Genomic DNA, 22,812 nt, shown 5'->3' on the forward strand with positions numbered 1-22,812 from the left:
CTCCTGTATTGTTATGCCTTTGCTTTCGGTTACAAATACCTATTCATTTTATCAAATTCTGTTCCGTTGTAAACTTACGTTTTCTGCGGCGCGGCGAGATGGCGCGCACCGCGGCCAGAAAGAGCAATGCCATCAAAAGGCATTCGAGGAGCGCCGCCGGGATTAAGCCTTGCTGTAAGAGCGGATTCTCGGCGAGCGCCGCAAAGTCGTGCAGCCCGGTCGCGTGAAACAGAAGATTCTCCATCAGGCTGATCGGAGAAAAGAGAATCAGCCAGGAAACCGCGGTTCCCGCGCTGCCGAAGCTCTTCGTGAGCAGGAGAATGCCGAAGGGCGCCAGAAAGAGCAATGCTTCCGCCGCATAGGTCTCGACAATCGCGACCGCGGTCGTGCGGTTTGTCGCCGAGAAGAAGAGTCCGAGACTTCCCGAGAGCGCCGCCGAGAATAAGATACCGAGAAAGAGCAGTGCCACATCCGCGAGGGAAACACCGCCGAACAGCAGCGCCGTGAGCAGCACCGGCAGGCCCGAGAGCGCAAAAATGCCGGCGCTCACGAGATTCTGCAACAGGTTTCCGAGGATGATGCGCCGCGGCGACAGGGCAGTCCCGAGCAAAAGATCCAGCGTCCGCTGCTCTCTCTCGCCGCTCACGGCACCGGCCGCCCGCGCCGGCACTAGGAGCGCGGCCAGGATGAGTTCCGCCCAGACCAGCGTGTGGAAGATGCGGAGCATTTCCACATAGCGCAGTTCGCCGGTCTCACCGGCGCGCTGAAACACCAGTCCCAGCATAAAGAGCGCCAGCGCGGCGAGCAGCGCGTTGCCGCCGAACAGCGCGGCGCTGAAGCGCGGGGTCCTGGCAGCCGCGCGGGCGGCTCTCTCACATATCGGATTCATCTTCATCATGTACGATAATCCTCTCTTCTCGGCCGACTGTCATGTTCAGGAAAAAGGATTCCAGGGTGCCCGGCTCACGCACAAAGCTCTTGACCGGAACTTCGGCGTCGATGAGCTGCTGTAAGAGCGAGGCCTCATCCTCCGGACTCCCGATAAATTCCAGATGAAACTGCTTCCCCTCCTGCATTACGGCGCGGACGCAGGGATTTGTGCGGAACATCCGGAGCGCTGTCTTCTCGCCGTTCAACACAGCGACCCGCAGCGGGTTGGAGTTCGCAATCTGCCGCAGAATTTCCTGCACCTCGCCGGTCGCGCGCACCCGTCCCTTGTCGAGTACCGCAATGTCGGTACAGATTTCCGAGAGCTCCGAGAGCACATGGGAGCTTAAAAGAATGGTCTTTCCGCTCTCCGAGAGCTCGCCCAGCAGTTCGCGGAGCGAAAAGCGGCTGCCCGGATCCAGACCGTTGGTCGGCTCGTCGAGTACCAGGAGTTCCGGGTCGTGAATCAGCGCGCGTGCCAGCGAGAGTCGCTGCTGCATGCCCTTCGAGAGCTCGGTGACCAGACTGTCCTGCCGCGCCGAGAGGCCGACGCGCTGCAGGAGATCTTCTGTCCTAAGCCGCGCGCTCCGGCCGTACAGGCCGAAACAGCTCGCAAAAAAACTCATGTACTCGACAACCGACATATTGTCATAGGCGCCGAAGCCGTCCGGCACAAAGCCGATGAGCCGCTTTGCGCGCGCCGGGTCGCGGCGCACGTCGATACCGCCCACCAGGAGTTCACCCGAATCCGGTGCGAGAAGCCCTGCCGCAATGCGGAGCAGCGTCGTCTTACCGGCGCCGTTCTGCCCCATGAGCCCGAAGAGAGAGCCCCGCGGCACCGAGAGTGTGAGCCCTTTCAGCACTTCCAGATTCCGGTACGACTTCCGGACATCAGAAAATACGAGCATTATGTGTCCTCCCCTATGACCGTGAGCCAGGGCAGCGCAATGTCGAGCCGCTCCGAATTCTCGCTCTTCTCCTCGGCGTAGCGCACCGTGAGAGTATGGTCGAGCGCAAAATACGGCGCAAGCTCCTCTGCCGTGAAGTGTGTCTTGCCCGATGCAATGTCATCAAAATTGCCGGTCCGGTAATTGTAAAAAGAAATCACACCGCGGAACTCCGCCGTGCCGACGCCCCGGTCGTTGCTCTCAAACATCGCATCCGGCGCCTCGATTAACAGCTCCTCCGTGCGGAAATTTTTGCCGAGTTTATAGCTCAGCACAACGGGATCGCCCCGGTAGAACGAATTGGTCGAGGCAATGTAATCGCCGCTCAGCACTTCCGGCGAACGCATCAGCGCCGAGCGACTGATGAGATCACCCTCTCTTGCCTCGACAGTCAGAACCGTCGTCAGCAGATTCATGCCAAAGTGCCGGAGTCCTTTCGTCTCAACCGCCTTTCCGGCATTTTCCTCCGTCGAGAAAGCGACGACGCGCGCGTCCGGCGTATAGTTGCCCGCTGTCTCTGAGAGGTAAAACGAGAGAAATCCCGCCCGCTCCATCGCGCGAAGGCGCTCTGCCTCTGTCTTGCCGCCGTCATAGACGCCGGTTAAAAAGGCCGCGATCGTCTGCTTGTTGTTAATCGGAATGTTATATACCGTTCGCTCCGAGACATCCACGGTCTCGTTTGTATCCATGTGACCGAGCGCGACCACCTTTCCGTAAAACAGCAAAAAGGCATCGCTCACGGCATAGGGATAGCGGTTTGTGACCGTGCCGCTGACCTTGTCGCCAAAGAGGGACAGCTCTCCCTGAAAGCCGAGCGCCTCCTCATTCGGGACACTCTTCTCGAGCCGGAATAATTTTTCGCTGAAGGCCGGCGGATTTTTGACCGACACTTCCCGCGCATCGCCGCGCTCGGTGATGGTGAGTTCCGCTTCCTCCCGCCCCGTCAGCGCGGTCTTGCCGACTGCCTTTTGCGCGGACGCGAGCGGCACAATCTCGCTCCCCGGTTCGAGCGCGAGATGATAACTCTTATGCCGCGGATTTCTTAAGTTCAGATAGACCGTCTCCGACAGCGTGTCCGAGCCGGCCTCCTGGATGCTCGCATAGCTGTAAAAGGTGGTGCGAAACCGCGTTCTGCCTGTCATCAGCCAGAGCAGTGCCGCAAAGAAGAGGCTCACAAAGACCGCTGCCCGGCGATACAGTCTCTCTGCCTTCCGATGGCGCAGCGCATAGTAGAGCGCAGGCCCCATCAGCAGGAGATAGAGAAAGAGGACGGCACCGTAACCGAGAAGATTCGGCAAAAGAGGCGCACTGCCGTTATCCACCAGTGTCTCGGCCGACCAGTCGTCGCCGTAGCGCGTGACATAGGACTCCGAGGCAAGACGCTCCAGCCTCGCGCTGCCCAGCACACGCGTGAGCAACTGATCGGTGTAGAGCGTATGCGCGGATGCATAGTCGCGGAGTGCCGTCAGATCGATCGAAGCGACGGCAAGCGTGCCGCTTCCCTTATTTGCAGCCGTGATCAGCGGATTGTCACCGGCCGAGAAGATCACACTGCCGCCGTGCAGATTGATGTGCACATAGGGCAGCGAGACCGGTGCCTCGGCCTCATTTTCCGTGCCCGGCGTCTGTACCGTCAAACCGTCGGTTGCGGCAAGCGGCAAATCGCGCTTCTCCGGCTGATTGTACATATCGTCGAGAAACTCCGGCGCGAATATCCCGAGGGTATCGTTGACGCGCTCGCCGGTTCCGAAAAGCAGTACGCCGCCGTTTCGCATCCACTGCATCAGCGCCCGCACCTGCTGCACACCGAGTTTCGAGACCTGATAGTTGCTGATGACAATGAGATCGAACGAGTCAAGCTGCCGCCTGTCCTCCGGAAAATTGTTCTCCGAGAGTGTGAAGGTTCGCGTCTTCATCTGCCCGTAATTCACCGAGACGCCGTTCAGGTAAGAGAGCAGTTCCGGCGTGTCCGAGAGAATGCCGACAAAGAGTTCGGGTTCTCCGCTGTTCTGCGTGAGGTCCACTTGCTGTACCTCGGTGATCTCTCCGGCCTCATTCTTAAGGCGCACCCAGAACGCGTCCGCTCCCGCGCTGAGCGGCACAACGTAAGAGCTCTGCTTATTTTCGCCTGCCGAGAGCTGCAACGGATACGCATAGGCATAGCGTTCGCCGTCTGCCTGGCGGAACAAAAACTCGACACTGCCCTCCATCGCAGACCCGTCCCGGTTGTCTATGGTCAAGGTGACCGGCATGTTCCGGCCGCCCTTTACACGGTTCTCATAACCGTATTGCACTTCAATGGTACGCATTGGCAAAATTTTCCCTTGTGAAATCCAGTGTTCGCGGCAGCCGCACGATAAAGGCCGTGCCGGTGAGATCGCTCGTCACGGAAATCTCGCCGCGGTGCATCTCCACAATGTTTTTGGCAATCGTGAGCCCGAGCCCCGTGCCGCCCGTCTTGGTATTTCTGGACTGTTCGACGCGGTAAAAGCGGTCAAACACATGGGGCAGCTCCTCCGCCGGAATCACCTTGCCGTAGTTTACGACCCGCACGGTCACAAACTGTTCCGCCGTATTCAAAAAGACGCGAAGCTGCTTGCCCTCGGCGCCGTACTTGATTGCGTTTCCGATCAGATTTTCAAAGACCCGCGCCAGGAGTTCCGGGTCGCCCTCCAGCAAAAGGCTCTCCCGGTCCGCAATCAGCTCATAGTGAAGTCCCGCCTTCGAAAAACTCGGATAAAACTCTTCGAGGAGCTGGGCGAGAAGCTGCACGAGATCCAGAGTTCTCACATGCATGACCAGCTCGCCGCCCGAGAGTTTCGTAAAACCGAAGAGCTCGTTAATCAGTTTCTCGAGCTTTTTTGACTTCTCATAGGCAATCTCCGTGTAGTGCACGGCAGTCTCCGCATCCAGACCGTCCCACTTGGTCCGAAGAATATCGAGATAGCCGACGATTGAGGTGAGCGGCGTCCGGAGATCGTGTGCGATGTTTGTGACCAGCTCCGACTTACTCTTTTCCGCCTCCCGCTCCCGCTCCATGAGAGATTGCAGCTCTTCGCCGAGCCGGTTCAGATTTGCGCCCATCTCCGAGAACTCATCATCTCCCTCGATGTGCACCGCAGCCCGCAAATCGCCCTCCGCCATGTTCCGCATGGCCGCTGAGAGCGCGCCGATATAGGCAAAGGACTTTCGCTGCAGAATGCAAAAGACCAGGCAGAAAAAGAGAATGCCGCCGCCAAGGAGCAAAAGCAAAGTCAACAGACGGAAATCCGCAATCGGCTGAAACAGTGCCGCATGGGAACCGCTTTGCACCTCGTAGTCGGCGACGGCGAGCAGATTCCTTGCCGCAAAATATTCGACCGTCAAAGTGAGCAAAAGGCTATAAAGCAGAGAGGAGAAAACCTTCCGCTGAAAGCTCTCCCCTGCATTTGTCTTTTTCTGTTTCACGCTGCACTCTACCTCCTAAGACTCTGGCCTCTTTCCTGTATCCGTACCGCTTTTTCAGAGCAACCTGTTTTTCGTCCCGCTGCGCGCTGTATCCCCCGCTGACGTCACCGAAACAATTATAGCCGTCGCCAAAAGACTTAGGGACAGCGAAACAAAAAATCGTTTCCAAAAGCCTTTTTCCGCCGCCACTCCTGTCCGTCTGCTCTTCTTCATGCGCATGACCTCCTCTGTCATTTCGACAAAACCAGTTTCACACTTGTCGTGATACAGGCACTTATTTCTCAATCTTATAACCGACACCCCAGACTGTCGTGATAATCTTGTCCTCGCGGCTGTCTTCTTTTAACTTGCCGCGGAGGCGCCGAATGTGCACCATGACCGTGTTGGTCGCCTCGTAGACACGTTCGTTCCAGACATTCTGGAAAATCTCATCGGTCGAGAAAACGCGCCCCGTGTTGCTTGCGAGCAGATAGAGAATGTCAAATTCAATCGGCGTCAGGCGAATCTCCTTGCCGTCGACCGAGACCTTGTGATTGTCGCGGTTGATGATGAGCCCGCGCACCGAAATCTCGCCCTTTTTCTTCGGACTTACCTCTTCTTCGCTGCTCCGCGGATTGAACTGCGTGTAGCGGCGCAGCTGGCTCTTGACGCGCGCCGTGAGCTCAAGCGGATTAAAGGGCTTCGTGACATAGTCGTCGGCACCGGTGCCGAGGCCCTTGATTTTGTCGATATCCGCGCTCTTTGCCGAGAGCATGATAATCGGAATATTTCTGGTCTCCCGGATTTTTGCGCACATCTCGAGACCGTCCATGCCCGGCATCATGATGTCCAGCAGCACAAGCTGTACCTCGTACTCGTTTAAGAGCCGGAGCCCCTCCTCGGCATCGTTTGCCTTGACCACCTGATAGCCGTCGCTGACCAGGTAGATTTCGACCAGATCCGCAATCTCCTTCTCATCATCCACAACCAGTATCGTTGTCTCCGTTGCCATAGCTCCTCTTCCTCCTTGTCATACGCGAAAGCGATAGCCGACACCCCAGATGGTCTCAATGTACTGCGGCTTTGCGCTGTCCACCTCTATCTTTTCCCGTATCTTTTTGATGTGCACTGTAATCGTCGCAATTTCACCGATACTCTCTTCGCCCCAGATTTCACGAAACAATTCGTCCCGCTTAAACACGCGGTTCGGGTTCGAGGCGAGGAAGTTCAGAAGATCGAATTCCTTTGCCGTGAGCGTCCGCTCCTCGCCGTTCACAAAGACGCGGTGCGCGCTCCGGTCTATTTTCAGCCCCCGGATCACGAGGACATCGCCCTGTTTCGCGGAGACCAGACGCTCATAGCGACTCAAATGCGCCCGCACGCGCGCCACAAGCTCCCGCGGCGAGAAGGGCTTCGTGATATAGTCATCGGCACCGAGCCCGAGGCCCTGCACCTTGTCGATATCGTCCCGCTTTGCACTCACAATCAGAATCGGGGTGTTAAAACGCTCTCTGACCTCACGGCAAATCTCAAATCCGCTCTCCCCCGGCAGCATCAAATCCAGAATCATCAAATCATAGGTGCCGCCAAGCGCCTCCTGCATGCCCTCGCGCCCGTTGAAGCAGAGTTTCGTCTCAAAGCCGCTCGCCTGCAGATAGTCGCGCTCCAGCTCCGCAATGCTCTCATCGTCCTCGACAATCAATATGCGTTTCAAGTCATATCCTCCATATGTTTTCTGAGCGAGAATAGTATCGTCATGCCCTTCCCGGATTCCGAGCGCGCCCAGACCCTGCCGCCGTGATCCTCTATGATTTTCTTCACAATCGAGAGGCCTATGCCGCTGCCGCCCTTAAAGCTCCGTGCCTCGTCCGCGCGAAAGAAGCGCTCAAACACATAGGGCAACTGCTGCTTCGAAATGCCGGGGCCGTTGTCGGACAGTTCCACGCGCACAAAATCGCCGTCGTCCATCACGCGCATCCGGATTTGTCCCGGCTTCTTGTCGCAGTACTTAATCGAATTGCTGATGATGTTGTTGATGACACGCCGCATCTGCTCGGCGTCGGCGATGATTCTGACCTCGCTGCCGAGTGCCGCCGTATAAGAAAAGAGAAAGCCCTGCGCTTCGGTCTCGAGCCGCAAGTCCTCGGCACAGTCCGCAAAGAACTGAGCCGCCGGCAGAATCGCGAAGTGATAGGGGATGCGATTCGCATCGATTTTGGTATAAAAGGTGAGTTCGTCGATCAGATGATCCATCTCGTTTGCCTTGTTATAGATGGTGCGGATATAGCGGTCCATCTGCGCGGGACTGCTCGCGACGCCGTCCTGAATTCCCTCCACATAACCCTTGATTGAGGTAATCGGGGTCTTTAAGTCGTGGGTGATGTTGCTTAAAAATTCCTTTGCGTCGCTGTCTGCCTTCTGCTTCTCCTCCTGATTCTCCTTCAGGCGAAGCCGCATCTCCTCAAAGTCATCCATGAGGCCGCGCATCTCGCTCGACACGTCCTCGGTGTTCAGCGGCACGTCAAAATTTCCGTTTTTAATTTCCCGCATCGCCTGCTCGAGACGCTCGAGCGGCAATATCATCGCACCGTAAAACCAGAACGCCATCGAAAAAGCCACTATAACAAGAACAGCAATTCCCGAGATGAACACTTGCGTGGTCAGATAGGAATCGCTGTTCTTCCAAACGCCCAAAATGAAAAGTGCCATGGGAATGATGCTAATCATCAGGACCGAACCGAATAACCTGATTCTGGTCTGCTTCACAGACAGTCCCTCCGAGCAAAACTATTCAAAATCTCAGGCGAGATATTTCTTCAACTGTTCCGCGCGATCCGTCTTCTCCCACGGAAGAGAAAGGTCCTCTCTGCCGAAATGGCCGTACGCTGCGGTCTGCCGGTAAATGGGACGCTTCAGGTCGAGCATGCGGATGATGCCGGCCGGCCGGAGATCGAACTCCTTCCGCACAATATCGCAGAGCTGCTCGTCCGAGAGCTTGCCGGTTCCGAAGGAATTCACCGAGACCGACGTCGGCGTCGCGACGCCGATCGCATAGGAGAGCTGAATCTCGACACTGTCCGCGAGACCCGCGGCCACCAGATTCTTTGCGACATAACGCGCCGCATACGCTGCCGAGCGGTCCACCTTGGACGGATCCTTGCCCGAGAATGCGCCGCCGCCGTGGCGCGCATAACCGCCGTAGGTGTCGACAATAATCTTTCTGCCGGTGAGACCCGCATCGCCGTTCGGTCCGCCGATTACAAAGCGGCCGGTCGGATTGATATAAAAGCGCGTGTGCTCGTCGACCAGTTCCGCCGGCAGCACCTCGTCGAAAATATATTTCTTGATGTCCGCGTGAATCTTCTCTTGGCTCACATCCGGATCATGCTGGGTCGAGAGCACGACAGCGTCGAGACGCGCCGGCTTTCCGTTCTCATCGTACTCAACCGTGACCTGGCTCTTGCCGTCCGGGCGGAGATACGGGAGTCTCTTTGTCTTTCTGAGCTCGGTCAGCTTGCGGCAGAGCTTGTGCGCGAGGCTGATCGGATAGGGCATGAGCTCCTCCGTCTCCCGGCAGGCATAGCCGAACATGAGACCCTGATCGCCGGCTCCCTGGTTCAAATCCCACTCCTTCTCACCCTCGCGCTCCTCGAGCGCATGGTTCACGCCCTGCGCGATGTCCGGCGACTGCTCGTGGAGTGCGGTCAGCACGGCACAGGTATCACAGTCAAACCCGTACTTACCTCTCGTATAGCCGATCTCCCGGATGGTGTCGCGCACCAGCTGCTGATAGTCAATCCGCGCCGTTGTGGAAATTTCTCCCATCAGCACCACGAGACCGGTCGTCGTCGAGGTCTCGCAGGCCACCCGGCTCTCCGGATCCTCGGCGAGCAGGGCGTCCAGAACCGCGTCCGAAATCTGGTCGCAAATTTTATCCGGATGTCCCTCGGTCACGGACTCCGAAGTGAATAATCTTCTCTCCATTCTTTCTCTCCTCTACTGCTTGCTCATCCGGCGACCAGTTTGAACTTCCGGACCTCCCGCTCGTTCTCCGCCAATTCAATCATAGCGCCGAGCGCGCGGAGCTTTTCCTCGAAATGTTCATAGCCGCGCTGGATAAAATGGATATCTGAAATTGTTGTGATGCCTTCGGCCGCAAGGCCCGCGAGCACCAGTGCCGCGCCTGCCCGAAGGTCGCAGGCTTTGATCTCCGCGCCGCTTAGTTTTTCAACACCGCTGATAATGGCCGTATTGCCTTCCACCTTGTTACAGGCGCCCATGCGCCGGAGTTCCTGCAAATAGCGGTAGCGGCTCTCAAAAATCGACTCCGTCAATACGCTGGTGCCACGCGCCAGAGACATCGCCGTGCCGACCTGCGGCTGCATGTCGGTCGGAAAGCCCGGATAGGGCAGTGTCTTTACATTGACGGCGCGAAGCCGCGGCGTCCCGATGACGCGAATCTCGTCGTCGGACTCGACCAGCTCGCAGCCCATCTCATAGAGCTTTGCGCTGATTGCCTCCATATGCTTCGGAATCAGGTTTTTCACACGGATATCGCCCCGCGTAATCGCTGCCGCGAACATGAAGGTGCCCGCCTCAATCTGATCCGGGATAATCGAATAAGTGGTCCCGTGAAACCGCGGCACACCGACAATGCGAATCACATCGGTGCCGGCGCCCTTGATATTCGCGCCCATGCTGTTCAGAAAGTTTGCGACATCGACGATGTGCGGTTCCTTCGCCGCATTCTCGAGTATGGTTCTCCCCTCCGAGAGCGCCGCCGCCATCATCACATTGATGGTGGCACCGACCGAGACGACATCGAAAAAGATATGCTCACCGCGCAATCTCTTCGCCGCAACGCAGATTCTTCCGTTGACAAGCTCCGCCTCTCCGCCGAGTGCCGTGAAGCCTTTCAAATGCTGGTCTATGGGACGCTGCCCGATATCACAACCGCCCGGCATCGGCACATCCGCCCGCCGGTACTTGCCGAGCAGGGCGCCGATCAGATAGTACGAGGCGCGAATCCGCTTCATATTCTCCGATTCCACCGAGAGCGCCGAGATGGATTTGCCGTTGATGCGCACGGTGTGCGTGTCAAGGCGCGTCACTTCCGCCCCGATCTCCCGGATTGCCTCCAGCATCATATTGATATCCCGGACATCCGGTAAGTTTTCAATCAACACATCCTCATCGGCCATGACGGATGCTGCGAGTATGCCAAGCGCCGCGTTCTTTGCGCCGCTGATCGTGACTTCACCGACCAGCGGATTTCCGCCTTTCATGATATATTGTGCCATTTCACTCCTTTTGGCGTATTGTCGCCAGAACATGGTCAGTGCTACTATATCACAGCTTTCTTGGTTCGTAAATCAGCGCGCGGCCGGGAGCGCCGTAAAGTCACATCTTCCGTTCTCAAACATGCGCTCTGCCTCTTCCATTGTGAGCTTAAAGTAAGTGCCGTCGTCAATCCGGTACAGCGAAACGGTCGCGCGGTCGTAACCGTAGAGAATGAGTGGCGCGCCGCCGTCCGAGTAGGCGAGCAAAGGCATGCCGTTTGCGACAAAGTAGAGCGCCGCGCGCAGATCGGTGCCGTAGAGATCCAGCGCCGTGCCGTTCTGCCGCGCTGACAAAAGGGCATCCTTACTCTGCTCCGGGCTCTTGATATTGCGCGCGCTCGCCGTGCCCGCGCGGCAGTAGAGCATGCTGCCGTCGGCGCGCACATAGCCCCGGCTCTCATAGGCCGCATTGATGGCCTCGCCCGCGGTCTGAAAACGCCCCAGATATTTGCCCTGGCCGTACGCCTCGTAGCGCGCGCCGTCATCGCTCTGCTTGTCAACCTGCATCCGCGGCGCACTGTCAAAGCTCACGGCGTCCGAGGCCGCCGCGCGGGCTCTTCTGTCCTGGAAGCCACGCGGTGTCGCCGTGTAATAAACCTTCTCCTTCTCCGCGCTGTTCTCCGTCAACACCCGCGGTGCCACCTCTTCGAGCGAATTCGAGACGATGGTATCGCTGCCGATCACGCGAAAACTGTGGTCTCCTGTCTTCGACAGCTTCTCGAGGTGCACGCGCGAACCGGTCACATTGATGTCCGAGAGCAGTACACCGTTCTCCTCGTAGCGCGTCGGATCCGGTGTCTTCGCATAGTTGTCCGTGATTTCGAGCGCCGAGAGCGGGAGCTCCCGCGTGATGCCGTTCAAATCCCAGGTATTTCCCTCTTCGGCGAGACCGACCGTCAAGTCGTGTCCGAGGTAGCCGAGCGGGCGAAGTAACTGCCCTGCGCCGGCGTTGATATTGGTCCGGCTCCGGTTGGCAACCTGCATTTGCACCAGTGTCGAAGCGCCGAACCGGTTTGCCGTGTCTTGCCAGGCGAGTTCCTCCTGTGAGGCGCTGACCTGCAGGTTACTCTGTGCCGCATCGGCACAGAGCACAATGTACTCCTTGCTCTGCAGATCGAGGCCGTAGACCGCATTGCCGAGCTTGAAATAAAACATCGAGCCACCGCTCTCCGCCGAGAGCGTTTCCATGTCCGCCCAGAGTTCCTCAAAGCTCTCCGTGCTCGGAATAAACGCCTGTTCCGTGACCGCGCTCTTTGCGCTGTCATAGTGCATCAGCGAGATGCCGACCTCACCCTCGTGTTCTCCGCGGTTCATATAGCCCGCGAGCACAAAGTCAATGTCTCCCTTGTCGGAGAGCGAGAGAATTTTCAGGCGGTGCTTCCGGTACCCCGCGCGGATACCGCTGTCCACACCGCTCCGGAACGAAAAGATGCGCGTGTAGAGACTGCGCGCACCGTCAAGCAGCCAGAGATCGCCGCTCGACACCACGGCTTTCCAGCGCTTGCCCTTGCTGCTCTCCGCCTGTACGCTGCCGTCCTCGCTGATGCCGAGGTACATCTTATTGCCGGAAAAGCCGGACTGATCGCCGAGAAAAATCTCGTGCATCGTGCGGGTGTAGTCCATCAGGTAAATGCGCTCCGGCCCCTTCCGCATCACGAAATTCTCCTCGATTTCAAACTGCATCTGGCTCTGGTCCTCGCTGTCCCGCGACGCAAGAAAACTCCGCGACACAATGGCCGTGTTCCCGTTGTACTCGAGGAGACGAAGATCCGCCTCTCCCGTAATCGTGAGTTTGAGTCCCCCGTAGGTCAGCTGATTAAAGCTGGACTTCAAATCGACATGCCCGAGGCTCGTATTGTCGCCGCCGTCGCCGCTCTCGAGGAAGACAGCATTTTCCTTCGCGCTGTCATAGTCGAAATTCCGATTGCTGAAGCCCTCCGCAAGTGCCACAAAGTCGCCTGCCCGGCCTGCGGCGTCCTGCAGAATGCGCGCGTAGTAATGCAGCTCTCCGGCCTCCGCGGTTTTTACCGTGAGATCCAGGCGATACTCCGTCCCCGGCTGCACGAGATTCTGAATCGGCAACACCACTTTTACGTTTTTATCCTGTGTCTCCCAGTCCGTAATCTCGGTCCGCTCAATCAGATCCTTTAAGTCGGTCGAACGAATTTCGTAGCGGATGCCCGTCACGGTCACCGCACCGCTCTCCACCGAGAGCGGTAGCTTCCGATCCTCCGGCAGGATAATCAGGCTGTCATAGGCGATATCGGCATCGGTCGGATTCTTGTAGGCGCGCAGCACATCCATGCGGCGCGACAGGGTCTCCGTCCAGACCACCGGCAGTGCCGGCTCCGCGAGATAGGTTCTCTCGCCCTCGCGCTGCTTCCGCTGCTCCCGCAGAGAGAGCGCGAACCAGACCGTAAGTGCCACCGCAAAGAGCAGGAAAAAAAGCAGCAAACGGAAGCGCAATCTTCTTTTTGGCACATGATTCATCGTAATTGACATAACTTCTCTCTTCTTTCAGGCTCTGTGATTGTAAAACGACAAGCGAAATGTTATTCTATAGGTTAGCAGATTTGTAGCAGAGGAGGCAGCTTTTTTTATGAACGAAGACAGACCAGACCGAAGAATCCGAAAGACACGTGCGGCACTGCGCCGCTGTCTCAGTGCGCTTCTCCTGAAAAAGCCTGTCAAGGATATCAGCGTACGGGAGCTCACCGAGCTCGCCGACATCAACCGCGGCACCTTTTATCTGCACTATCACGATGTCTTTGACCTCCTGAAAAATCTGGAGGAGGAGATGTTTCTTCAGTTCACCGCGCTCCTCGAGCGCCACGACGCCCAGGAGGTCAAGGGCAGTCCCCGGAAGCTTCTGATTGACCTGCTCTACTTTGTCCAGAAGAACGCAGACCTGTTCCGGATTCTGCTCGGGGTGAACGGCGACCCGCATTTTCTCGACCAGCTTCGCGCGGTCTTTCAGGAGAAAATTCTGGTGCCGTGGTGGGCTGCCATCGACGGCAAATCTTCCTACGAGTATGAATATTTCTACTCCTATGTCATCGACGGCGCAATCGGCATGATACGCCGCTGGGTTGAAAACGACACCGATTTATCGCCGGAGGATATGTCCGCACTCGCGGAGCGCTTTGTTGTTTTCGGCTCCTCCACCCTGTTACCGCCGGACTGGACTCTGACCCGGTCCTGACCCTTGAGATAGTAAAAGAGCGTCGGCACAGCGCCGACGCTCTTTTTGTCTCTCGTCAATTTTCGCCCGGCTTCTCCACCTGGACAATCGCAGACTTCTGCATCGGGATCCGGCAATTCTTGTTGTTGCCAAACTCAACGATCACGGTGTCATCGGTCATGTCGATGATAACGCCATAAAAACCCGCCGTCGTGAGCACCGAATCGCCGATTGCGATGCTCGCAAACAACTCTTCCTGCTGCTTCTTCTGCTTCTGCTGCGGGCGGTATGCCATGAAATAAATCAGCGCACCGAAAAACACAATGTAAACACCCCAGAACAGGATGTTGTTCGTCCCGCCTGCCAGTAAGACTCCGCTCATGCTTTTGCCTCCATACCTTTTATTTTTCTCTCTTTATATGCCCGGAACTCACCTTTTTCGATGGCGTCACGGATTTCCTGCATCATTGTATTATAGAAGTAAAGATTATGCAAGACGCAAAGCCGCATTCCGAGCATCTCCCCTGCCTTTAAGAGGTGGCGGATATACGCGCGGGAATAGGAGCGGCAGGCCGGACAGCCGCAGCCTTCTTCAATCGGCCTCGGATCCAGTTCGTATTTTTTATTGAAGAGATTAATCTTGCCGCTGTTTGTATATGCATGGCCGTGGCGGCCGTTTCTGGACGGATACACGCAGTCAAAGAAGTCCACGCCGCGCTCCACTGCCTCTAGGATGTTCTGCGGTGTCCCGACACCCATCAGGTAAGTCGGCTTTTCGCGCGGCAGCTCCGGCACCACGGTATCCAGAATGCGATACATCTCTTCGGCGCTCTCGCCGACCGCAAGGCCGCCGACCGCGTAGCCGTCGAGATCCAGTTCGCGTATCTCTCTCGCGTGGCGTATGCGCACATCCTCGAGAATGCCGCCCTGGTTGATGCCGAACAAGAGCTGCGACGGATTCACGCGGTCCGGCAGGGCATTGAGCCGCGCCATCTCCGTTTTGCAGCGCTTTAACCAGCGCGTGGTCCGGTCCACACTCTGCTCGATATAGCTTCGCTCCGCGAGGCTCGGCGGACACTCGTCAAAAGCCATTGCAATCGTAGAGCCGAGATTCGACTGGATTTGCATGCTCTCCTCCGGTCCCATGAAAATCTTTCTGCCGTCGATGTGAGAGCGGAAAGTAACGCCTTCCTCCTTGATTTTCCGCATGCCCGACAGCGAAAACACCTGAAAACCGCCGGAGTCTGTGAGAATCGGTCTGTCCCAGTGCATGAAGCGGTGCAGGCCGCCGAATTCGTGTATCAGCCGGTCGCCGGAGACCTTTCCGTCACCCGGGCGCACATGGAGGTGATAGGTGTTTGAGAGCTGCACCTGTGTGCCGATTTCTTTTAAATCATCGGTCGAGACCGCGCCTTTAATGGCCGCGACCGTGCCGACATTCATAAAGACCGGCGTCTCAACGCTGCCGTGCACCGTCTCCATATGTGCGCGCTTTGCTCTTCCCTCGCTTGCCAGAATTTTGTATTTCACAACGTATCCTCTCTGCCAAGAAGAGGAGGAGCTCTGCTCCCCCTCTTCTATTCGCGTATCACCGAGAGTTCTGCTCCCGGAACGAATTACTTTTTCTTTTTCTTTGCAGCCTTTTCCGCCTTCTCCGCAGCCTTTTGCGCCGCCTCTTCCTCGGCCTTCTTCTTGTCGTGCTTGCCCTCCATGAGATCCCAAAGCGGGCTTGCGATTGCAATCGAAGAATAGGTGCCGAAGACCGTTCCCACCATGAGCGGCAGGGTGAAGTCGCGAATCGAGGACACACCGAGCAGGAAGAGAATAAAGATGGTCACAAAGGTCGTGAGCGAAGTCAGAATGGAGCGCGAGAAGGTCTCCGTGATACTCTTGTTCGCAATCTCTCTTCTGTCCATGCGCGGGAAGAGCTTCTGATTCTCGCGAATGCGGTCAAAGATAACAATCGTGTCGTTAATCGAGTAACCGACCAGCGTCAGCATGCAGGCCACGAACGAGGAGCCGATGCTCCAGCGGAACAACACGTAGAAGGCAAAGAGCACCAACACGTCGTGGCAGAGGCACATGATGGCCGAAGCCGCAAAGCGGAAATTCGAGAAACGGAAGCGGATGTAGACCAGCATGAGAAGCAGTGCAATCGTAACCGCGAGCACCGCGTCACGGCGCATCTCGCCCGAGATCGTGCCGGAGATGCTCTCCGCCGTGATCTTCTCCTGATCGACCGAGAACTTCTCCGAGAGCGCCTGGTCGAGAGACTGGCGCTCTTCGACGCTCAGCGCGCGAGTCTTGATGATGACCTCGTTGGTTCCCTGCACCTTTGCCGCCTGAATGTCGTTGTCGCCGGTCACAGCTGCGACCACCGGCTTCACTTCCGCGTCGATCTGCTCGAGCGACATGTCCTGATTGAAGGTCACGTTCGTCGAGGTGCCGCCCTTAAAGTCGAGGCCGAAATTCAGCGCGCTGCCGGTCTTTGCCCGGTAAACGCCCATGCCGATGAAACCGGAGGCGATGATGACCAGCGCAAAGCCGAAGAAGAATTTTCTCTTGCCGACAAAGTCGAAGGTCTTTCTCTCCTTGACCGCGCCGAACAGTCCCTTCTTGTCGAGGCCGAGCTCCAGGAAGGCCGTGACCCAGCTTCTCGTAATCAAAAGTGCCGTGAACATCGAGACCACAACGCCGAGTCCGAGGGTCGTCGCAAAGCCCTTGATGGTGCCGGTGCCCATGATGTAGAGGACCGCCGCCGCAATCAGCGTCGTGATATTGCCGTCGACAATCGCGGAGAGTGCCTTGTGGAAGCCGGCCTTGACCGCATCCCGCACGCTTCTGCCGAGTCCGATTTCCTCGCGGATACGGGTAAAGATGATGACATTCGCATCAACCGCCATACCGACCGAGAGAATGATACCCGCGATACCCGGAAGGGTCATCGTGATGTCAAATGCACTGATCAGGCAGACCGTGAGGCTGATGTACAGTGCGAGTGCGAGCGAAGCCGCGAGACCCGGCAGCCAGAAGATGCCGACCATAATCGCGACAATCGCGAGAAATCCGACCGCACCGGCCTTCAAGCTGGTGTGAATCGCCTGCTGGCCGAGCTGTGCGCCGACCACATTCGAGCGGAGCTCTTCGAGCTCGAGACGCAGCGAACCGATGCGGATCGTGGACGCGAGCTGATCCGCCTCATCGTAGCTCTGCATACCGTCAATCTGGCAGGTACCGCCGGTGATGGCTTCCTTGACGACGGGATTTGAATAGGTTCTGCCGTCGTAGATAATCGCAATGTGCTGACCGACCAGCTTGCTCGTCGCATCGGCAAAGGCCTTCGAGCCCTCCTCGGTGAAGACGAGCTCCACGAGATACTGGCTCTGTCCCGTGGTCTTGTTCTGCATCTGCGCAGGCTTTGCGCTCTTCACCTGATCGCCGGTCAGAATGGTATTACCGCTCGGATCCACGAAGGTCAGCGAACCCGGCCGACCGAGATCCTCGAGAATCTGATTGGCATCGGAGACGCCCGGAATATCGATGTTGATGCGGTTCCGTCCCTCCTGATAGACCTGCGCCTCGGTGGAATACGTCTCCACACGCCGCTGGAGCTTGAAGATGGTATCCTTCATGTCCTGCGAGCTCGGATTCTCTTCCTTCGCCTGATACGTGATGCTGACGCCGCCCGCCAAATCGAGGCCGAGCTTAATCTTGTTTCCGCGCATACTGTCGAATGCGAGATACAAGAAGCCGACCAGCACTGCCAGGAGCACCAGAAGGCGCAGCGCACCCTTTCCCTTTTCGCTCTTCATACTAATTACCCTCCCTAAACTGTCAGATTGCCTTTGCTTCCTCCGCCGCCGCGGCGTCCAGCATTTCAGCCGCTTTGATCATGATGGCACACTCAATCCGCTTTTTCTGCATCGCACAGCCGATCTCATAGGCATCCGTCAGATTGTGATGGAAGTTCTGAGAATTTGCCGCGCAGCCGCCACTGCAATAGAAACGCACTTCGCAATCCTTGCACTTCGGCTTTGCATAGACATTGCAAAGCTTGAACTCGTCGCAAATATCGCTGCGCTGAATGCCGGTATCGACGTTGCCGAGCAAAAATTCCTCTTTGCCGACAAACTGATGGCAGGGGTAAAAATCACCCCAGGGTGTGACCGCGAGATACTCGGTGCCCGAGCCGCAGCCGGAGAGGCGCTTCGCGACACAGGGGCCCTGCTTCAAATCAATCTGGAAGTGGAAAAAGACAAAGCCCTTGCCCTCCCGGCGACGCTTCACATACTCGGCCGCGAGCTTATCGTACTGCTCGAGAATCATCGGCAAGTCTTCTTCGCGAATCGCATAGGGCTCCGCGGGATCCGCGACCACCGGCTCCATGCTCATCTTCTTGAAGCCGAGATCCGCAAAGTGTAGCACATCCTCTGAGAACTCCAGATTGTTGTGCGTAAACGTGCCGCGAATGTAATAATCCTTGTGCTCCTTGTCCCGCTCCGCCGCAAAGCGCTGGAACTTCGGGACAATGATGTCATAGCTGCCCTGCCCGCCGCGCGTGGGGCGCATGCGGTCGTTCACTTCTTTCCGGCCGTCCAGCGAGAGGACCACATTCGACATCTCGCGGTTGCAGAACTCCGTGATCTCATCATTTAAGAGCACGCCGTTCGTGGTCAGCGTAAAGCGGAACTTTTTGTCGTGCGTCTTCTCGAGCGAACGCCCGTATTCGACAAGCTGCTTAACGACCTTCCAGTTCATGGTCGGCTCGCCGCCGAAGAAATCGACCTCGAGATTCCGTCTTGCGCCGGAATTCGCGACAAGGAAATCCAGTGCCTTCTTGCCGACTTCAAAACTCATCAGCGCTCTTCTGCCGTGATACTCACCCTCTTCCGCAAAGCAATAGCGACATGCGAGGTTGCAGTCGTGTGCAATGTGAAGACAGAGTGCCTTGACAACCGTCTTTCTTGCCTTGAAGTCGCGCACAAACATCTGGTAGCTGTCCTTGGTGAACAGCTCTTCGCCGTCAATGAGCGCCTGTATGGTCTCGATGACCTCTTCGATTTCCTCCGCCGGAAACTCACCGCCGAGTTCCTTCCGGACTGCCTCCTTGGCAGCCTCCGGAAGCGGCTCCGGCCGCTCCAGTTCTCCGACCAGAGGCTCCGTCACCTGTACGGCGCGGTAAAATGCGGGGTCTGCGACATGCACCGAGCCGGAATTTACATCCATCACGATGGCAATGCCGTTGTTAATAAACTGATGAATCAAGCCTTTACCTGCTTTCTATCTCTGCTCAAATACAAACTTCTCTCTATCTTTATGCGGTCTCCGCCGCGCGCAGACCGCAAAAATACTCTGCAAGATAAGAACCCCTACAATCCTCTTCAGACTGTAGGGGTCTCCCGACGTCTCCGGGATCTTATCTGTTCTCGTTCTCGCAGCTCTGATTTCCAACGGTGCAGGAAGTCTTGCACGCGGACTGGCAGGAAGTCTGGCACTCACCGCAACCACCGTGCGCCATGCTTGCCTTCAGAGGCTTCTCATTCAGCGTCATAACATGCTTCATCTTCTTAATCCTCCTCTCCGTGATACTGAAAAAAGTATAGCATACGAAAAATTACTTGACAACGGATTTCTCCGGTGTCAAAGAGAGCTTCACCTCGGCAATCCGGGTCTGCTCCATGCGCGTGACCGTGAAGCTGATACCGCCTTTCGTCACGCACTCTCCTTCCTTCGGAAAGTGTTCGAGCTGCTCGAGCACATAGCCGCCGATCGACTCATAGTCCTCCGAGGCGAGGTGCAACTGCAGGACCTCGTTCACATCGTCAATCTTCACATTGCCCTCGATGAGATAGGTGTTCGGGGCGATGCGCCGTATGCTCTTCTCCTCGTCGCGGTCGTATTCGTCGCGGATTTCCCCTACAATCTCCTCGAGAATATCCTCCATCGTGACCATGCCGGCCGTCACGCCGTATTCATCGAGCACAATCGCGAGATTCGTATAATTTTTCCGCATCTCGACCATGAGTTCCGAAGTCTTTTTCTGCTCATAGGTAAAGAGCGGCTTCCGCATGAGCTCCGCGATGCGGAAGGGCTTATCCTGCTCGCGGAACAAAAGATCCTTGATGTTCAGAATGCCCACGATGGTATCGGCGCTGTCTTTGTAGACCGGAATGCGCGTATACTTTTCCTCGCGCACCACTTCCATGAGCTCGTCGTAACCGGCCTCTACATCGATACAGGTCATATCGATGCGGGGAATCATGATGTCGCGCGCACTGCGGTCGCCGAAGTCAAACACATTGTCAATCATCTTCCGCTCGCTGTTCTCAAGCACACCGTCTTCATGCCCGACCTGCACAATGGTCCGCAACTCCTCCGCGGTCATGAGTTCCCGCTTGCCGGGACGATCCGCGCCGAACAGCTTCATCACGAGCCGCGCCAGATTGTTGACCACAAAGACCAGCGGCGTAAACAGCCACATCAGCATCTTGACAGGTCCTGCCGCGCGAAGTGCAAGATGCTCGGCATTGCGGCTTGCCATCGTCTTCGGCGCGACTTCACCGAAGACCAGCACGGCGAGGGTCAGGATGCCCGTCGCGACGCCGACCAGTTTGCTGCCGAAGAGCGAGAGGGTCACGGTCGTCGCGAGCGAGGAGGCATAGAGATTCACGACATTGTTGCCGATCAGAATGACCGAGAGCATTTTCTCGGGGTTCTGTAACACCGCGAGCAGGGTCATGGCACGCTTGTCCCCCTGGCCCGCAAGGGTCCGGACGCGGATGCGGTTCACCGTGGTGAGCGCGGTCTCCGAAGAAGAAAACAGCGCCGAGAGCACAAGCAGGGCAATCAGCATACATAGTTCGACAAGATCCTGATGACTCAATGTTTCACTCCTTTTGTTCCGATGCGCCGAAGGCCTCGCACAAGTTCCGTCGCCGACAGGACAGACATACCGACGGCAATGTAGAGGTCTCCCAGATTAAAGACCAGATGGCGCAATTTTTTTGGCATAAACGAAAAATAATCAACCACATAGCCCCGGAAAAAGCGGTCAAACAAATTGCTCCCGCCGCCCGCAAGCACCAGCGCGAGCGCCGTCTTTTCGCTTCTCCGCCCGCGCTTCGGCAAGAGGCGCGAGAAGCGAAGCAGCACGAGGCTCTCGACCAGCAGCGGTCCGTATTTTACCACCTCCCGGCGTTTTTCCAGAAACCCGAACGGCAGGCCGTGATTCCGAAATTTTTTGAGCAGCAACACCGGTTTCCCGTCCGGCATTTCCCGCGGAAACGAGCTATCCGGCAGGCCCTCGATTGCGCTTTTTCCGATCAGATCGAGCGCCGTCAGACAGGCAATCAGGCGATAGTACCACATCACGCCGCCCCCATGCTCCGCCCCATCAGCGTAGACATGATGTACCAGATCAGCACAATGACGCCCAGCACAATCCGGTAATAACCGAAGACCTTGAAGTCGTTTTTCTTAACCCAGCTCATCAGGAAGCGTATCGAGTACAGCGAGACCAGGAAGGCCACCGCCATGCCGAGCACGAGGTAGAGAATCTCGGCATTGCCGAAGGGGATGCCGAATTTTATAAATTTTACAAACTTCAGGAGGCTCGCGCCGAACATAATCGGGATGCCGACAAAGAAGGAAAACTCTGCCGCCACCGCGCGGGAACAGCCGAGAAGCACTGCGCCGAGTATCGTGACGCCCGAGCGCGAGGTACCGGGAATCAGCGCAAGCACCTGAAACATGCCGATGTAGAGCGCGGTCTGGTAGTTGAGCTGCCACATTTTAGTAATCTGCGGCTTGCTCGTCTGATTCCGGTTCTCAATCAGAATGAAGAGAATACCGTAAACGACCAGCATAATCGAAACCACGAGGCCGTTGTAGAGATGGGCGTCCATCCAGTCGTCGAGAAGCTTTCCGAGTATCGCCGCCGGGATGCAGGCGACTATGATTTTACTCCAGAGCGTCAGCGCTACCCATCTCTGGTCGCCTCGTTTCGAGCGACTCAAGGGATTCAGCCGCTCAAAATAGAGCAGCACGACTGCGAGAATCGCGCCGAGCTGAATCACAACGCGAAACATCTCCATGAATTCCGGCGATACATCCAGCTGAATCAATTTGTTGATCAAAATAAGGTGGCCGGTCGAACTGATGGGGAGCCACTCCGTGAACCCCTCCACCATGCCGAGCACTATGACTTTCAGGATTTCTATGATGCGCATGCGTCTTCTCTGTTCTCCTTTTTTTGTTATTCCGCCTTACGGCGTCATATATCTTCAATCTGCCAGTCAATCGGCGCTTCGCCGACCGACCGCAGGAATTCATTGGTCTTCCGGAAATGCCCGCAGCCAAAGAAACCGCGGCTCGCCGAAAGCGGCGAGGGGTGGGGCGAAGTCAATACGAGATGTCTCGACGTGTCAAGCATCGGGAGCTTTTCCTGCGCGGGGCGTCCCCAGAGCAGAAAGACCAAGCGATGGTCCGACCGATTCGCCGCGGCGAGAATGGCATCTGTAAACTGTTCCCAACCCTGATTCCGGTGGGAAAAAGCCGCGTGGGCACGCACCGTGAGAACCGTGTTCAAAAGCAGTACACCCTGTTCCGCCCATTTTTTGAGATACCCGTTGTTCGGAATATAGCAGCCCAACTCGTCGTGCAGTTCGCGATAAATGTTCTTCAGCGAAGGCGGAATTACCGGTTGCGTCGGCAACACCGAAAAGGCGAGTCCGTGCGCCTGATTCGGCTCGTGGTAGGGGTCCTGCCCCAGAATCACGACGCGGACCTTTTCAAGCGGCGTCAGCGTCAGTGCCTCAAAAATCCGATCCGCCGCCGGGTACACCGTCCCCGTCCGGTATTCCTCTTCTATAAAGTGATACAGCTTCGCATAGTACGGCTTTTTAAACTCTGCCCGAAGCGCCGGGAGCCAGTCATTCTGAATGGCTGCCACAAAACCTCACCTTCCTCTCCTCGCGGTAACTATTTGTTTTTC

At 56.8% G+C, this 22,812-nt stretch carries 21 protein-coding genes; 1 reads left to right on the forward strand and 20 read right to left on the reverse strand.

Features of this window, described 5'->3' with window-relative positions:
- Window positions 1-43: 43 nt before the first annotated feature.
- The 11 genes from ACO4XG_RS07150 to ACO4XG_RS07200 form a co-directional block, all read right to left on the reverse strand.
- Window positions 44-898, reverse strand: coding sequence for an ABC transporter permease (locus tag ACO4XG_RS07150; protein ID WP_308509302.1), 855 nt, complete (start codon window positions 896-898; stop codon window positions 44-46).
- Window positions 873-1,835 carry an ABC transporter ATP-binding protein gene (locus ACO4XG_RS07155; protein WP_308509303.1) on the reverse strand — a complete coding sequence of 321 codons (963 nt, stop codon included), beginning with the start codon at window positions 1,833-1,835 and terminating at the stop codon, window positions 873-875. The genes ACO4XG_RS07150 and ACO4XG_RS07155 overlap by 26 nt, the downstream gene beginning before the upstream one ends.
- The gene (locus tag ACO4XG_RS07160) at window positions 1,835-4,183 is read right to left on the reverse strand and encodes a hypothetical protein (protein WP_308509304.1); all 2,349 of its coding nucleotides are present in this window, start codon (window positions 4,181-4,183) and stop codon (window positions 1,835-1,837) included. The genes ACO4XG_RS07155 and ACO4XG_RS07160 overlap by 1 nt, the downstream gene beginning before the upstream one ends.
- Window positions 4,170-5,321 (reverse strand): sensor histidine kinase, encoded by a 1,152-nt coding sequence (locus tag ACO4XG_RS07165; RefSeq protein WP_308509305.1) that lies wholly within the window; start codon window positions 5,319-5,321, stop codon window positions 4,170-4,172. Before ACO4XG_RS07165 ends, ACO4XG_RS07160 begins: the two co-directional genes overlap by 14 nt.
- 54 nt (window positions 5,322-5,375) lie before the next feature.
- Window positions 5,376-5,534, reverse strand: coding sequence for a hypothetical protein (locus ACO4XG_RS07170; protein WP_308509306.1), 159 nt, complete (start codon window positions 5,532-5,534; stop codon window positions 5,376-5,378).
- Window positions 5,535-5,595: 61 nt separating this feature from the next.
- The gene (locus ACO4XG_RS07175) at window positions 5,596-6,312 is read right to left on the reverse strand and encodes a response regulator transcription factor (protein WP_009533458.1); all 717 of its coding nucleotides are present in this window, start codon (window positions 6,310-6,312) and stop codon (window positions 5,596-5,598) included.
- Between the two features lie 18 nt (window positions 6,313-6,330).
- The gene (locus ACO4XG_RS07180) at window positions 6,331-7,014 is read right to left on the reverse strand and encodes a response regulator transcription factor (protein ID WP_308509307.1); all 684 of its coding nucleotides are present in this window, start codon (window positions 7,012-7,014) and stop codon (window positions 6,331-6,333) included.
- On the reverse strand, window positions 7,011-8,066 hold the full coding sequence (locus ACO4XG_RS07185; protein WP_308509308.1) for a sensor histidine kinase: 1,056 nt from the start codon (window positions 8,064-8,066) through the stop codon (window positions 7,011-7,013). The genes ACO4XG_RS07180 and ACO4XG_RS07185 overlap by 4 nt, the downstream gene beginning before the upstream one ends.
- Before the next feature lie 33 nt (window positions 8,067-8,099).
- Entirely contained in the window at window positions 8,100-9,284 is a 1,185-nt protein-coding gene (gene metK, locus ACO4XG_RS07190) for a methionine adenosyltransferase (RefSeq protein ID WP_308509309.1), read from the reverse strand.
- Between the two features lie 23 nt (window positions 9,285-9,307).
- Complete coding sequence (locus ACO4XG_RS07195; protein ID WP_308509310.1) at window positions 9,308-10,600, reverse strand: UDP-N-acetylglucosamine 1-carboxyvinyltransferase; 1,293 nt, start codon at window positions 10,598-10,600, stop codon at window positions 9,308-9,310.
- A gap of 72 nt (window positions 10,601-10,672) precedes the next feature.
- Complete coding sequence (locus tag ACO4XG_RS07200) at window positions 10,673-13,141, reverse strand: hypothetical protein (RefSeq protein WP_308509311.1); 2,469 nt, start codon at window positions 13,139-13,141, stop codon at window positions 10,673-10,675.
- 97 nt (window positions 13,142-13,238) lie between these two features.
- Between ACO4XG_RS07200 and ACO4XG_RS07205 the strand changes: the two genes are divergently transcribed.
- Window positions 13,239-13,841 carry a TetR/AcrR family transcriptional regulator gene (locus tag ACO4XG_RS07205; protein ID WP_308509312.1) on the forward strand — a complete coding sequence of 201 codons (603 nt, stop codon included), beginning with the start codon at window positions 13,239-13,241 and terminating at the stop codon, window positions 13,839-13,841.
- Between the two features lie 55 nt (window positions 13,842-13,896).
- On the opposite strand, the gene yajC is transcribed toward ACO4XG_RS07205, so the two are convergent.
- The 9 genes from yajC to ACO4XG_RS07250 all read right to left on the reverse strand — a co-directional run bounded on the left by yajC (window position 13,897) and on the right by ACO4XG_RS07250 (window position 22,770).
- Window positions 13,897-14,202, reverse strand: a complete 306-nt coding sequence (gene yajC, locus ACO4XG_RS07210) for a preprotein translocase subunit YajC (protein ID WP_009533451.1) — start codon at window positions 14,200-14,202, stop codon at window positions 13,897-13,899.
- Entirely contained in the window at window positions 14,199-15,302 is a 1,104-nt protein-coding gene (gene tgt / locus ACO4XG_RS07215; protein WP_485129674.1) for a tRNA guanosine(34) transglycosylase Tgt, read from the reverse strand. Before tgt ends, yajC begins: the two co-directional genes overlap by 4 nt.
- A gap of 134 nt (window positions 15,303-15,436) precedes the next feature.
- On the reverse strand, window positions 15,437-17,632 hold the full coding sequence (secD, locus tag ACO4XG_RS07220) for a protein translocase subunit SecD (RefSeq protein ID WP_308509314.1): 2,196 nt from the start codon (window positions 17,630-17,632) through the stop codon (window positions 15,437-15,439).
- Between the two features lie 22 nt (window positions 17,633-17,654).
- Complete coding sequence (scfB, locus tag ACO4XG_RS07225) at window positions 17,655-19,085, reverse strand: thioether cross-link-forming SCIFF peptide maturase (RefSeq protein WP_308509315.1); 1,431 nt, start codon at window positions 19,083-19,085, stop codon at window positions 17,655-17,657.
- A gap of 151 nt (window positions 19,086-19,236) precedes the next feature.
- Complete coding sequence (scfA, locus tag ACO4XG_RS07230; protein ID WP_009533447.1) at window positions 19,237-19,383, reverse strand: six-cysteine ranthipeptide SCIFF; 147 nt, start codon at window positions 19,381-19,383, stop codon at window positions 19,237-19,239.
- 51 nt (window positions 19,384-19,434) lie between these two features.
- The gene (locus ACO4XG_RS07235; RefSeq protein ID WP_308509316.1) at window positions 19,435-20,703 is read right to left on the reverse strand and encodes an HlyC/CorC family transporter; all 1,269 of its coding nucleotides are present in this window, start codon (window positions 20,701-20,703) and stop codon (window positions 19,435-19,437) included.
- Complete coding sequence (locus ACO4XG_RS07240; protein ID WP_308509317.1) at window positions 20,700-21,188, reverse strand: signal peptidase II; 489 nt, start codon at window positions 21,186-21,188, stop codon at window positions 20,700-20,702. The genes ACO4XG_RS07235 and ACO4XG_RS07240 overlap by 4 nt, the downstream gene beginning before the upstream one ends.
- A complete protein-coding gene (locus tag ACO4XG_RS07245) occupies window positions 21,188-22,048 on the reverse strand; it encodes an undecaprenyl-diphosphate phosphatase (protein ID WP_308509318.1) in 861 nt (286 codons plus the stop codon). Before ACO4XG_RS07245 ends, ACO4XG_RS07240 begins: the two co-directional genes overlap by 1 nt.
- Before the next feature lie 44 nt (window positions 22,049-22,092).
- Window positions 22,093-22,770 carry a uracil-DNA glycosylase gene (locus ACO4XG_RS07250; protein WP_308509319.1) on the reverse strand — a complete coding sequence of 226 codons (678 nt, stop codon included), beginning with the start codon at window positions 22,768-22,770 and terminating at the stop codon, window positions 22,093-22,095.
- Between the last annotated feature and the right edge of the window lie 42 nt (window positions 22,771-22,812).

The organism is Stomatobaculum sp. (assembly GCF_057248925.1).